This window comes from Bacillus sp. TH19, from assembly GCF_016651075.1.
Classification (GTDB): domain Bacteria; phylum Bacillota; class Bacilli; order Bacillales; family Bacillaceae_G; genus Bacillus_A; species Bacillus_A mycoides.
On the sequence record NZ_JAEKEO010000010.1, the window covers coordinates 130,152 to 144,130 of the forward strand.

Here is a 13,979-nt window from a genome sequence, read left to right on the forward strand (position 1 = left end):
GAATAGGGGATAAAGGTAAGATGAGTATTTTGCAAGGAATCCTTGATACGTATGCTCAGTTTTTCGACTTGGACATGTGGATTAAAGTGTTACAAGATCCAGTATCTTGGGGGTTAATAGGTACACTTGTTGTACTTGAAGGGTTATTATCTGCTGACAATGCACTTGTGCTAGCGGTAATGGTAAAACATCTTCCAGAAGAAAAACGAAAAAAAGCATTATTCTATGGACTGATTGGAGCTTATGTATTTCGTTTTATTGCAATTGGAATTGGAATGTTCTTAATTAAATTAGCATGGGTAAAAGTGTTAGGTGCACTTTACTTAGCTTGGCTTTCAGTTAAATACTTCATTGATAAAAGAAAAGGTAATGCAGAAGAAGAGGAAGCTCATGGTATGAACCAAAACAGTATTCTCTTCAGAATGTTTGGTGTCTTCTGGGGAACAGTTGCGATGGTTGAATTAATGGATATCGCGTTCTCTGTAGATAGCGTACTTGCTGCATTTGGTGTATCAAATCAAGTTTGGATTCTATTATTAGGTGGAATGCTTGGTATTTTAATGATGCGCGGTATCGCTGGCGTATTCTTAAAATTGTTAGAGCGTATTCCAGAACTTGAAACGACAGCATATATTTTAATCTTAATTATTGCAGCAAAAATGTTACTGTCTGTTATTCATATTGAAGTAAGCCATACGCTATTCTTTATTATTTTAGTTGTAGCATTTGGAGCAACGTTTATACTTCACTACATGAAGAATTCTGGACAAGCTAAAGAAGAAGTTGCAGCTACTAAAAATAATCATAAATAATTGAAATGGGTTTGCTCGTTATGCGAGCGCCCATTTTTTATAACTAAAAATAGTTTATAATAGAAGAGAGACTTTATAAAAAAAGTAAATGTTTTTGGAGGTGAACTGTTGTGTTTTCACGTTTTACACTTCAACCATGTGCATTAAAAGACGAATCAGATTTAAAGCAATTTGAAGCGCTTTTAGAAAAACGCCCACAATATGAACTGACAGAGAATGAGATGAAGTTTAGTTATATAGCAACTCGTATTCTTGGTGTTCCTAATGATGTAGATGAATATTTTAATGAGCTATTTGATTATAGCGAAGTGAAAGGGATCGTGGTTTTGCATGAACAAAATTTAAATAAGGTGATTGATCCCGAAAAACTGCGCCATATTCAAGAGGTTTTTACATTACATCAAGAAGCACCGAATGGCCTTACAGTAAATAGGCTTGTCGCCCATCTGTCTGGAAAACAACTATTACCGCAAGTAGACAATCCTGATTTACAGCATTATATACATACGACGTTTATTTCTGTATTGAAATTGTATGAGAAACAACATAATCAATCTTTAAAAACAGAAGGATTCCGGCGTTTCTTAATCGATATGATTAAATTAAGTGAAAATTACGTAGCGAAGTGGTTCTCTACGATTAATTATAAGAAACAAATGCCACGTATCGTTTGGTACGGTGATGCGACGGAGAGTCGTATATATTTCTTATACTTTCTTATTATGCTCGGCTGTGATGTGCTTTATTATCACCCAGAAGGAAAAGATGGATTTGAGAGTGTAGATGAGGAAGGAAAGACATTTGTCGTATCTCATTCAGGCCGTATTTCATTGGAACCATTTCCTGATCGGCGTCGTGAACGCGTCGCAACGGTAGCTTATCAAGCTTCAAAAGAAATCGAGCAAGTACTTCACCACGATAATTCATTATTATACAAACCGTGGCAATTCCGTTCGTATACACCTGTAGCCCGTACGCTCAAAACAACGTACGATGAACTCTTTTTAATTACGAAAGAAAAGGCATTTGTACGCCCAACATTCTTTGTTGAAAATAAGCATATTTATATTCCTTCTTTATTTGCAAAAATATCAGGCGTTTCAAAGAATGATAAAGAATATTTTCAGCGATTAAAGGCTGTTACATCGTTTGATAACAGTTTATTAATTAATACATTCCCGTTTACGAAAGAACAAAAAGCGAATTTCCAATATCATTATCGAGATGCATTGGACCGCGGGGGAAAGTTACATCCGGATTTAATTATGAACAGCCATTGGTGGCCGCATAAGCGTTTACCAGAAGGATTACAACATGGTATTGCAGAAGCAATGATCCATACGTGTGAAAGTGAAATGTGTAAACCAATTGCGAAAGAGACGAAACAAGATGTAGCGCTGTATGTTTTCGCACAACTCTCTCAAATACCACCGAACATTTTAGAGCAACTTGAGAAATTTGATTATTCGCAAGAAGTACCGAAAATTGTTATATTTAATAATGAGAAGAGCGGAGAATTAAGTCGTTCTGATGCTGTGTTATTACTATTTTTAAATCAAATTGGAGTAGATGTATTCCACTTTAATCCAACGGGGAGAAACGATATTGAACCGTATATTGAATCAGGAGCATTTGATTCACATTGGCTTGAAGAAGTTAATTTCGATCTTGAATTTCATGGTTCATCAGCCTATAAAAATTTATCACAAACAATAAAAGGACTATTTCGTCCATTTTTATAAGGAAAGGGAGAATACCATATGAATAACCCAGTCGTACTAGATTCGAAAACAGAATTGAATGAGCAAACCGCACAAGATGTTCGCTTGCAACTTAGACAAGATGCAGAAGTGCAACGTATTTATAACGCAGTAGACATTAAAGATCAATTAGAATTAATTGAACTCGGAAAAGAACCTTCTATGGAAATTTCACGTTTCGCTGATCAAATTTTACATACAATGTCTTTATCGAAAGTAGAAGACTCTGGTGAATTATTAAAGCAGCTTGGTAAAATTATGGACAGATTTGATAGTAAAGACTTTGCGGAAGAGAAAAGTGGTTTCTTCTCACGTATGTTCAAAAAAGCAGATAAAATGATTGAACAAATCTTTAGTAAGTATCAGACGATGGGTCGCGAAATGGATAAAGTATACGTAGAAATTACGAAGTATCAAGATGAAATGAAAAAATCAATTGGTACGTTAGATGGTTTATATGAGCAAAACTTAAAGTATTATTTAGACTTAGAAAAATATGTAGTAGCAGGGGAAATGTTATTAGAGCGTTTAAATACAGAGTTAGTTCCGATGTACGAAGAGCGCATACGTAATAATGATCAGTTAGCGGGTATTGAATTAGAATCGCTTAAAAACTCTGTTGAAATTTTAGAACAGCGTATTGATGATTTAGAAAAAGCACGTATGGTTGCTCTATTAACAGCACCACAAATTCGTATGATTCAACGCGGTAACAATAAATTAATCGGTAAAATCAATACGGCATTTATTACAACGATTCCTATCTTTAAAAATGGTATCATTCAAGCGGTAAATGCGAAACGTCAAAAGCTTGTTGCGGACTCTATGGCTGAACTTGATCGCCGTACAAATGAATTACTTAAGAAAAATGCACAAAATATCGCAACTCAAAGTGTGGAAGTAGCGAGATTATCAGGTTCTTCTAGTATTAAGATGGAAACACTTGAGGAAACTTGGAACATTATTTCAAGAGGTATGCAAGAAACACAACAAATTGAAGAGCAAAATAAACGTGAGCGTGAAGAAAGTCGTAAGCGTATGGCTACATTAACAGAGAACATCAAAAAAGAATTACAAGGATAAAGAAAAGGCAATGAGGAACAGTCCTCATTGCCTTTTAGTTTCTCTTAAATAATTTAATGATTTCATTCACAACAAGCGGAATGATACTTAACAAGAGAACAAATCCCCAATCTCGCATTGTTAATGCATGCACACCGAATATATTGGCAAGAGGTGGGATGGAGATGATACACACTTGCATAAGAACACCGATTAGAAGTGAGAAGACTAAATATTTATTTGTAAATATCCCAATTGAAAAAATTGATTTCGTTCTTGAACGTAAGTTAAATGAATGAACGAGTTGAGAGAAACTAAGAACGACAAATGCCATCGTTTGAGCGTGTAATAGCGCGTCTTCATCAATTTGCTCTGGGAAGAGAGGAAATAAATTTGTATCTCCTGTATAGAGCTTTGCCCCAACGATAAAGGCTGTTAAAGTAAGAAGTCCAATTACAACCCCATTGAAAATAAGAAAAGGAACGCTGCCGCTAAATAAGCTTTCTTTCGCATGTCGTGGTTTTTCCTTCATCACATCTGGATCTTCAGGATCAACACCGAGTGATAATGCAGGCAGTGTATCTGTAATTAAATTTACCCACAAAATGTGAATAGGGCGTAGTGGTGTTGCCCAGCCGAGTAAAATAGCTAAAAAGAGAGCTATAATTTCGCCGAAGTTACAAGAAAGTAGGAAGAGAATAGACTTTTTAATATTACGATAAATATTTCTTCCTTCTTCAACAGCTTTCACAATAGATGAGAAGTTATCATCTGTTAAAACTACATCTGCTGCGCCTTTTGCGACATCTGTTCCTGTAATTCCCATTGCTACTCCAACATCTGCTTGTTTTAAAGATGGAGCATCATTTACACCGTCACCAGTCATGGAAACGATATTTCCTTTAGCACGTAATGCTTTTATAATCTTCACTTTATGTTCTGGAGAGACCCTAGCAAATACATTTAAGTGATTAATTTTACTTGCTAGTTCTGTATCTGGAATGTTATCTAATTCAGTTCCAATCATGATTTCAGATATTTCTTCAGCAATGCCAAGTTCTTTGGCAATTGCAAAGGCGGTATCCTTATGATCGCCAGTAATCATAACTGTGCGAATACCAGCCTTTTTACATTCTGTAATTGAATCTTTTACTTCTGTACGTGGTGGATCAATCATACCAACAAGACCGATAAAGATGAGATTTTCTTCGAGATGATTTATATCCATATCGTTTAAGTCGTATCGTTTATATGCGAATGAAAGTACTCTTAATGCTTTTTGCGACATTGACCCGGCAGCTTCTAATATTTGATTTTTATCAGAATCTTTTAGGACCTCAAGTTTATTATTTATAAAGATATGGGTACAGTGAGGTAAAAGTTTATCAATAGCACCTTTCGTCATGCTATAGTAGCCTTCATCGTACGTATGTACAGTTGACATCATTTTACGATCAGAATCGAAAGGCAATTCGTTAACACGTTCATGTTTATTTTCTAAATGATCTTTTTGAATGTTAAAAGAGCTTCCGGCAACAAGAAGGGCAATTTCTGTAGGATCCCCTGTTTGTGAGTCGGCACCGTAAGAGGCATCGTTGCATAAAACCATATTTTCTAATAATAGACGGTGTGCATCATTATTTACATTCAAATTTTCTAGCTGGTCGTATGTGCGATCACTATAAAAGTGAGTAACGGTCATTTTATTTTGAGTTAATGTACCTGTTTTATCTGAACAAATAATTGTGACAGAACCGAGAGCTTCAACAGCTGGTAGTTTACGAATGATAACGTTTTGTTTAATCATACGCTGAACACCAATTGCAAGAACGATGGAAACGATAGCTGGTAAGCCTTCTGGAATGGCTGCAACAGCTAAACTAATTGCGGTCATAAACATTTCTAACGTATCCCGGCCCTGTAAAAAACCGATGAGAAACATAGTAGTGCAAATAGCTACAGCGACAAATCCTAAATATTTTCCTACTTGTGCTAAGCTTTTTTGAAGTGGTGTCATATCATCGTCTGCTTCATGTAAAAGGGTAGCGATCTTGCCAATTTGTGAATGCATCCCAGTTTCAACAGCAACACCGACGCCACGTCCGTATGTTACTAACGTCGACATAAAGGCCATGTTTTTTTGATCACCTAATGGTACTTGCTCATCATTTTGCATGGAAGGGTGGTAGACTGCATCTTTATCGACAGGGACAGATTCACCAGTTAGAGCAGATTCTTCAATTTTTAAATTCGCAGTCTCGATAAGTCGTAAATCGCAGGGGATATACCGCCCAGCATCAAGCATAACGATATCACCTGGAACGACGTGCTCAGATGGAATCTCTTTTAGTTCACCATCTCGCTTTACGATAGCTTTAGGTGTTGCCATCTTTTTCAATGCTTCTAAAGCCTGTTCCGCTTTCGATTCTTGGATTACACCGATAACAGCATTTAAAACTACAACGAGCGCGATAATACTTGCATCGGCCCATTCACCTACAAAGGCGGAAATAAGGGAAGCGATAATAAGGACATACACGAGGACGTCATTAATTTGGGCGAAAACGCGCTGCCATAAAGTACGTTTTTGTTTGGTAGCTAATTCATTATAACCATATTGCTTTAAACGTTCATTTACGATTTTATCTGTTAAACCGTGTTGTTCATTTGTTTCTAGGTCGATTAATGTTTGATTTTTCGTCTTACTGTACCAATTGCTCATAAGTAAGCACCTCCAGTAAAAACAGTTAGCAATGGTAGTGTGGCAATTTTTTTAGAGTAGTATGTATGGAGAAAAAATCTAAGGTGAGGTTCTACTTTCATTGTACAATAATTTAGAATGAGAGGAGGAAAAGAGAAGAGTTGTCATGAATTTGTTGAAATTAAAAGAGCCTCGAATACGTGAGGCTCTTTGTCATTTTTTAATTAATGTACCTAATTCCTCAGTAATAGCTTGCATTTCACTAATACTGAATGTTTCACGTTTCATAACGTGCTCATAAATGTCACGTAAGTCCTCGTACATTTCTTCGTTAAAACTAGCAGCTCTCATTGCTCCAGCATTAACCATGCGTAATTTTTCTTTAATAGCTTCTACCATATATTCAACGTTTGCTTCTGATTTTACGGATAAATCCACCGAAGTGTCCCCCTTTAAAATAACATAAGGTTATCTTAACATTTTTTTATCATTTTCGTTAATGAAACTTTTCAATCCTATTAAATTAGTAGGGATTTCCTTTATAATTAATAATTGGTTGTTTATACTATATAAGTATATAGTAAGAAATGCACCAAGAAGGGAAGAAACAAAATATGGTCCGAGTATTGTTTGTTTGTCTTGGGAACATTTGTCGTTCTCCAATGGCAGAAGCAATTTTTCGGGATCTTGTCGTAAAAGAGGGACTCGAAGAGAAAATTGTCATTGATTCTGCAGGAACTGGAGATTGGCATATTGGTCATCCGCCACATAAAGGAACAAAAAAAATTTTAAAAGAAAATGAAGTCTCTTTTGAAGGAATTAAAGCACGGCAAGTAGAAAAAGAAGACTTAACAAAGTTTGATTATATTATTGCCATGGACAACAAGAATATAGCGGATTTAAAAAGTTTTGGTAAAACTGAAGGCTATATTGGTAGACTGTCCGATTTTGTTCCAGACGGTGGCTGGACAGACGTTCCTGACCCTTACTTTACAGGGAACTTCCAAGAAGTGTATGACCTTGTAACAGAAGGGTGTGCAAAGCTAGTAGCTTTCATTCGAAATGAACAAGGAATATGAGGAAGCTTAGAAAGTAATACTTTCTAATATAAGAAATGAAAGGGTGAAGGAATATGGCAAAGAAAAATAATATTGCTCGAAACATTGCGATTGGTGTAGCTGCAGGTGTAGCTGTATCTATGTTAAAGAAAGAAAACCGTGAAAAAGTAAAAAACACGGCAGAAAAAGCAAAAACAAAGATGATTGAAATTGGTGAAAATTCGAAGATAAAAGAAAAAGTGCAAACTGTTACAGATAAAGGACGCGAACTTGCTGATTTCAATGTAGTAAAAGCGAAAGTAGCAGAAATCAAAAAATTGACGCCGTCTGTTGTAGAAACGTTAAAAGAGACGAAAGAAATTTTTAGTAAGAGAAAAGTTGTGCCAGTAGAAAAGCCGGAAACGATTGAAATTCAAGCTGTATCTCCAAAGGTAGATGAGCTTAAAGCAGAAGAAGAGCCAGTAGTAGCTGAAGATGGTGGTATGAAAGAAGCGCGTGAATTATTTATGAAGGACTCAAATGCAGAGGAAAAAAAAACTGAAGCATACATTGAGCTAAAGCAAAATAAAGAAGAGAAGAAAAGCGTCTAAAAAATATGAGGAAATTTCTAGAAAAAGCAAAAAGAAATCGCACCTTTTCGTTTGGGAAAGATTTATATGACCGGACGATGCGCGATGATGTAGCGGGCTTAGCAGCACAGCTCGCTTATTTCTTCTTGCTTGCGATTTTCCCTGGGCTTGTTTTCTTAATTACGCTTCTTGGCTTTATTGACCTTCAAACAGAAAGTGTGCTCAATTTATTAGAACCGTACGTACCAGAAGATGCGATGAACTTAATTGAAGTAAACGTAGATAAAGTTGTAAACGAACAAAATGGTGGTTTATTATCATTCGGTTTACTATCGATGTTATGGTTTGCTTCAAACGGGGTGAATGCGGTTATGAACGCTTTTAACCGCGCTTATGATGTAACAGAAACCCGTTCCTTTATTAAAACAAGAGCTTTATCTATCGTGTTCACGTTAGCGATAATTTTTATGATTGTGTTTGCACTAATTGTCCCAGTATTTGGACAAGTGATTGGGGCAGCCGTGTTTAAAGCAATTGGTTTATCGGATAGTTTTTCTTATGTTTGGAGTATTACGCGTTTAGTAGCAAGTTTCTTTGTCTTAATCGCTTTGTTTAGCTTTTTATATACATTTGCGCCTGATCGGAAATTAAAGCGAAGAGAAGTCATATCGGGAGCAATATTTGCTACTGTAGGATGGATTGTGGTATCGTACTCATTTGCCTATTATGTAGATAAATTTGCAAATTACGCTAATACATATGGTGGTCTCGGTGGTATCATTATTTTAATGTTATGGTTTTACTTAACTGCGTGGGTAATTTTACTTGGCGGTGAAATTAATGGTTTACTCCATCATTATAGAACGGGTGACAATAATTCCCGTAATGAAAAATGAGCTCTTGTTCCATAATAAAAGGGAACAGGGGGGATATTTCATGAGTAATAATAAAAAGAACCACAATAATAAAAGTAATAATAAACAAAAGAGCAGTTCGCATCCAAAGCATAAAACGAGCAGTAGTGCGAACGGTCACAATAGCTACCATTAAAAAAAACGGGTCCTTTATCAGGGACCCGTTACTTATTTCCTTTTAATAATCGTAAGCCATTCAAGATTACAAGAATGGTACTTCCTTCATGTCCAATAACACCGAATGGAAGAGCTAAAAACTGCAAGAAATTAGAACAAATCAGCATTGCAATGACAGCTAAAGAGAAGATAACGTTTTGCTTCACAATACGGTTCATTCGTTTTGATAAACGGATTGCTTGAGAGAGACGAGATAATTCGTTTTTCATAAGAACAACGTCTGCAGTCTCTAATGCTACGTCTGTTCCTTCACCCATTGCAACACCAATACTAGAAGTAGCGAGTGCAGGTGCATCGTTTATACCATCTCCAACCATGGCGACTATGCCGTACTTTTCTTTTAACTGCTTTATCGTTTCAACTTTTGTTTCCGGTAAACATGATGCGTAATATTCTTTTATATTACTTTCATTGGCAATTGCTTTTGCTGTTTCTTCATTATCACCAGTAATCATGATTGCTTCGACACCAATGCTTTGCAAATCACGAATAGCCGCTATCGTTTCGTGGCGAAGGGTATCTTTTAAAGCGATCAGTCCAAGAATACCATCCTCATCACTAATATAAACGACAGTTTTCCCCTCTTTTTCAAGTGAAGCAGAAATGCCATTATGAAATGTCTTTGTTTCTTCTCCAATAAAATCAGCTTTACCAATTTTATAAGATTTGTTTTCTAATATTCCTTTTAATCCAAAACCAGTTACATCTTCAACGTTTTCTGGTTTTTTTATCGTAATGTCGTAAGCATGTTTTGCATATTTAACAATCGCTTCTGCTAAAGGATGTGTAGAGTGACTTTCAATCGCTGCTGTAATAGAAAGTACTTCACTTTCTGCTATGCCTTCTCGAACATATACATCTGTTACAGTAGGTTTTCCTTGTGTTAATGTTCCTGTTTTATCAAAGGCAATCGCCTTTACTGAAGCTAGACGTTCTAAATGAATACCACCTTTAAAGAGAATACCGTTTCTCGCTCCGTTTGAAATTGCTGATAAAGTTGCCGGTGTAATGGCTGCAACTAGCGCACAAGGAGAAGCGACTACAAGTAAGATCATCGCGCGATAAAACGTTTCATTCCAACTCCAATCAAGTAAGAAATGAGGAACAAACATCATAAGCGCAACAACAAGTAGTACACCTTTTACGTATGTTCCTTCAAATTTTTCGATAAATAGTTGTGATGGGGATTTTTCGCTTTGTGCACTTTGAACGAGACGAATAATCTTTTGGAATAATGTTTGATCGCTCGGCTTCGTAATTTTAACTTCAATAGCACCACGTAAATTTACAGTGCCGGCAAATACTTCATCGCCGAATTTTTTTTCATTCGGAATGGGTTCTCCTGTAATAGCAGCTTCATCAATATTTGTTTCACCAGTATGAATTGTGCCATCAGCAGGAACTCGCTCACCTGGCTTAATTAAAATAATATCGTTAATTTGTAATTGTTCAACTGGAACACGTTCCGGAGTTCCGTTTGAAATACGTAATGCTTCTTCAGGTTGTAGATCAAGAAGCGCTGAAATTTCTTTTTGGCTTTTACTTAATGTATAAGATTCCATTGCTCCGCTTAATGCAAAGATGAAGATTAAAATAGCACCCTCTGCCCAGTAACCAATAACTGCGGCACCGATAGCTGCAAAAATCATGAGCATTTCAACATTTAGCTCTTTCTCTTCAATTGTGTCTTCAATACCTTCTTTCGCTTTTGCAAATCCTCCAATTACATAAGCAAGGATATATAAAGTAATACCTGCACTTATTGCATCATTTTTTGTGAATAACCAACCAGCTAAAATAAAAATACCAGATGTGATTGCAAATATAAGTTCATAATGTTTCTTTAATGTATCCCATAAAGAGGGATTAGAAATATCTTTTTGTGCTTGTAATGTTTTTACTTCTGCGTTCATTAATACTCGCTCCTTCCGAATTCTTATTGAGAAAAAGAATCAAAATCGAAACCCCTATAAAACGACGAAAGCTGCCATCCATAATGGATAGCAGCATTTCTGTTGAATCTGATTTTAATAGTTATTATGTTGTAATTATTCTATAGTATAGCATATGTTTTTCTTAGATGATATGTTTTTGTTTTAGTATAAAGTGAAACTTTAATTAGTGGTGGTTTTGTTCATCCCACGCTGATTATTAGCCCTCGCCAATCGGGATTTTACGGGCAACAGGGCTCCCACCTAACTTCTTTGCCCCAGCCGAATTTGGAGGTGGGAGTTTTACTGCCCGGCGAATAGCGGGATAAACTGAAAACTTGTGTTTTCGCATTTCCTTTGGTATATATGAATATTGTTCATAAAAAGGTCGGAAAGGAAGACATCAAGTTGAAGACAGAGAAATTTTTTACCCATCCGATTGGCGTGTTTATTGCTGCAATAGTAGCAACATTTTTATGGGGAAGCGCATTTCCCTTTATTAAATTAAGCTATGCTGAACTTGGAATTCAGCCACAAGAAGTCGGGGAACAAATATTATTTGCTGGCTATCGCTTTTTCTTATCTGGTGTAATGCTCTTATTATTTTTTAAAGCGTTAGGAAAAGATATGAAGTTCAAAAAAGGAACAGGAAAGCAGTTAGTTCAAATTGGCTTGTTTCAAACTTTTCTTCAATATATATGTTTTTATATTGGAATGAGTTATAGCTCAGGAATTGAAGGAGCGATTATTTCAGGAACATCATCATTCTTTCAAATTTTACTCGCACACTTTTTATATAAAGATGATGCTCTAAATAGGCGAAAAGTAATTGGAGTAGCTATCGGTTTTTGCGGTGTGATTTTAGTGAATGTACCGAGTGATGGAAGTTTATCATTTCATTTTGGAATAGGTAGCTTATTACTTCTTGGGGCAGCCATGATGTATTCGTATGGAAACATATTAGCGAAAGAAGGTAGTAAAACATTAGATATTGGGTATATGACAGCATATCAGATGATTTTCGGATCAATTGGGTTGCTATGTATAGGTGCATTTCAAGTTGGAATGATGCCATTCACATTTAATCTACATGCAATACTTATGCTCATATATTTATCGTTCTTATCAGCAGCTGGATTCTGTATATGGAATACAATTATGAAGTATAACAAAGTAGGGAAAGTCTCGATGTATATGTTCTTTATACCAGTGTTTGGTGTGCTACTATCAAGTCTAATTTTAGGGGAAGCAATCCATTCCTTTGTACTATTTGGTTTAGCATGTGTCGCAGCGGGAATTATTGTAGTAAATCGTAACCTGGTTAAAAAGAAAGTTGAGCAAGAAAAACAAGTAGCATAGAGAACAGAAAAACGATTAAAATGGAAGAACAGTATTGTTCTTCTTTTTTTACATAGAAAAAGGAGAACGTGATATATGTAACGAAAAAAGATAGAATAAAGCATTTATTGAGGAGAACATATTATGAATGTACTTTACATTGTGTTAGTCGGGCAAATTATTCTTTTTTTAATGGGAGCAATTTATGCAATAGGACAGACGAAGAGAACGAGAAATAATATGCCGTTACCTTTAGCAGTTCGTCTTATTCTTAGTTTTTCTTTAACAGGAAGTGCAATTTGGATATGGTTACAAGATCCATCGGCTGAGTACAGTACGTGGGTTGCACTCGGTATGACTTTATCAACTGTAGGGGATTTATTTATGGCAGGATTAATTCCAATTGGTCATCGATTAATTGGAGGAATGGTTACTTTCGCTCTTGCACATTGTTTCTATGTGAAAGCATTTTTACAAACAGGTATTTCATGGAATGGTTTTTGGATCGGTTTATTCGTATACGGACTCTTTCTAATTATAGGGTGGTTTTTCTTTATTCGAAATGAAAAACAAGACAAACTTTTTACAATAGGCGCTCTAATTTACGGTTTGTGGGTTGGAGGAATGGCATGTTTTGCATTCGCCTTATATTACGAGAATATAGGAATATGGTGGATACCAGCACTTGGTGGTTTACTGTTTGTGATTTCTGATTTTATTATCGGCGTGACAGATATCGGAGGGCGCAAACTGAAGTATGAACCGCTTTGGATTTGGTTTACATATGTCGCAGCGCAGATGTGTATTGTATATGTAGGATTATAAAAAGATACTCTCAAAAATAGTTGATAGACTATTTTGAGAGTATCTTTTTTATTGCTATGCTATTATATTTGTTTGTTTAATTTGTGCAGTATCTTATACTTTCTAAGCATAAATTTCATAGGAAAAGTCCTGTTTGATAGATGGAAAACATAGTATATAAAAATAGTGAATTTATAGGGATTATTATTTTTATATTTGTAATATTCTAATGTTATAATTCAGAATTTTGTGGAAATTAACCAGTCGGAGTACTTATAATAAAAATAAAAAGATGATGAGATGGTGGAATGATGCAAAAGAAAAAACATTTGCGTGAATTCTTTGGAATAATTGCAATTGCATGTTTATTAGTGTTTTTGGCAAAAATCTTTTTGTTTTTCCCTACGACTGTAAAAGGAGCATCGATGAGGCCGACGTTACAAGATGGAGATAAAGTAATAATTAATAAACTTGCAAAGAGATTTGAAAGTTATGAGAGAGAGGATATTATTGTCGTGAAGACAGATAATTTCTATGTGAAGAGAGTTATTGGATTACCAGGAGATGTAATTGAGATGAAGAATGATCAATTATATGTTAATCATCAAGTGAAAAATGAAGAGTATTTAAAGAATAATAAAAAACAGGCAGAAAAATTACTTATCAATTTAACTGAAGATTTTGGACCGATTACAATTCCTAAAAATAAAATTTTTGTGATGGGAGATAATCGTTTAGTTAGTAGGGATAGTAGGAACGGCTTAGGGCTCATTGATAGAACAGAAGTATTAGGAAAGTTCATGGCGATATATTATCCATTTGAACATGTGAAAATTGTAGATTAAAAATAAGA

Annotated in this window: 12 protein-coding genes; 9 read left to right on the top strand and 3 right to left on the bottom strand. The window is 35.5% G+C overall.

Annotation, left to right across the window (positions count from 1 at the left end; genetic code table 11):
- Positions 1-20: 20 nt before the first annotated feature.
- From JFU54_RS18435 to JFU54_RS18445, 3 genes are all read left to right on the top strand, one after another.
- A complete protein-coding gene (locus JFU54_RS18435) occupies positions 21-812 on the top strand; it encodes a TerC family protein (RefSeq protein WP_000025698.1) in 792 nt (263 codons plus the stop codon).
- A 110-nt stretch (positions 813-922) separates the two neighbouring features.
- On the top strand, positions 923-2,554 hold the full coding sequence (locus JFU54_RS18440) for a YceG family protein (protein WP_002140256.1): 1,632 nt from the start codon (positions 923-925) through the stop codon (positions 2,552-2,554).
- Positions 2,555-2,572: 18 nt separating this feature from the next.
- Positions 2,573-3,655, top strand: a complete 1,083-nt coding sequence (locus JFU54_RS18445; protein WP_002029585.1) for a toxic anion resistance protein — start codon at positions 2,573-2,575, stop codon at positions 3,653-3,655.
- A 34-nt stretch (positions 3,656-3,689) separates the two neighbouring features.
- Here JFU54_RS18445 and JFU54_RS18450 read toward each other — a convergent pair whose 3' ends face one another.
- Both JFU54_RS18450 and JFU54_RS18455 read right to left on the bottom strand, forming a co-directional pair.
- Entirely contained in the window at positions 3,690-6,356 is a 2,667-nt protein-coding gene (locus tag JFU54_RS18450; protein WP_201065781.1) for a cation-translocating P-type ATPase, read from the bottom strand.
- A gap of 192 nt (positions 6,357-6,548) precedes the next feature.
- Positions 6,549-6,773 carry a DUF1128 domain-containing protein gene (locus JFU54_RS18455; RefSeq protein WP_002010236.1) on the bottom strand — a complete coding sequence of 75 codons (225 nt, stop codon included), beginning with the start codon at positions 6,771-6,773 and terminating at the stop codon, positions 6,549-6,551.
- A 176-nt stretch (positions 6,774-6,949) separates the two neighbouring features.
- Here JFU54_RS18455 and JFU54_RS18460 point away from each other — a divergent pair, with 176 nt between their 5' ends.
- From JFU54_RS18460 to JFU54_RS18470, 3 genes are read left to right on the top strand one after another with little or no spacing between them, the layout of a single operon-like run.
- Positions 6,950-7,414 carry a low molecular weight protein-tyrosine-phosphatase gene (locus JFU54_RS18460; RefSeq protein WP_002140258.1) on the top strand — a complete coding sequence of 155 codons (465 nt, stop codon included), beginning with the start codon at positions 6,950-6,952 and terminating at the stop codon, positions 7,412-7,414.
- A gap of 53 nt (positions 7,415-7,467) precedes the next feature.
- Complete coding sequence (locus tag JFU54_RS18465) at positions 7,468-7,983, top strand: DUF4075 domain-containing protein (RefSeq protein ID WP_002191833.1); 516 nt, start codon at positions 7,468-7,470, stop codon at positions 7,981-7,983.
- Between the two features lie 5 nt (positions 7,984-7,988).
- On the top strand, positions 7,989-8,858 hold the full coding sequence (locus JFU54_RS18470) for a YihY/virulence factor BrkB family protein (protein WP_002063656.1): 870 nt from the start codon (positions 7,989-7,991) through the stop codon (positions 8,856-8,858).
- Positions 8,859-9,040: 182 nt separating this feature from the next.
- On the opposite strand, the gene JFU54_RS18475 is transcribed toward JFU54_RS18470, so the two are convergent.
- The gene (locus tag JFU54_RS18475; protein WP_201065782.1) at positions 9,041-10,966 is read right to left on the bottom strand and encodes a heavy metal translocating P-type ATPase; all 1,926 of its coding nucleotides are present in this window, start codon (positions 10,964-10,966) and stop codon (positions 9,041-9,043) included.
- Between the two features lie 426 nt (positions 10,967-11,392).
- Between JFU54_RS18475 and JFU54_RS18480 the strand changes: the two genes are divergently transcribed.
- The 3 genes from JFU54_RS18480 (at position 11,393) to lepB (ending at position 13,971) form a co-directional block, all read left to right on the top strand.
- Complete coding sequence (locus tag JFU54_RS18480) at positions 11,393-12,343, top strand: DMT family transporter (RefSeq protein WP_201065783.1); 951 nt, start codon at positions 11,393-11,395, stop codon at positions 12,341-12,343.
- Between the two features lie 123 nt (positions 12,344-12,466).
- Entirely contained in the window at positions 12,467-13,147 is a 681-nt protein-coding gene (locus JFU54_RS18485; protein WP_002029577.1) for a lysoplasmalogenase, read from the top strand.
- A 287-nt stretch (positions 13,148-13,434) separates the two neighbouring features.
- Positions 13,435-13,971, top strand: coding sequence for a signal peptidase I (lepB, locus tag JFU54_RS18490; protein ID WP_201065784.1), 537 nt, complete (start codon positions 13,435-13,437; stop codon positions 13,969-13,971).
- The last annotated feature ends 8 nt before the right edge of the window (positions 13,972-13,979 follow it).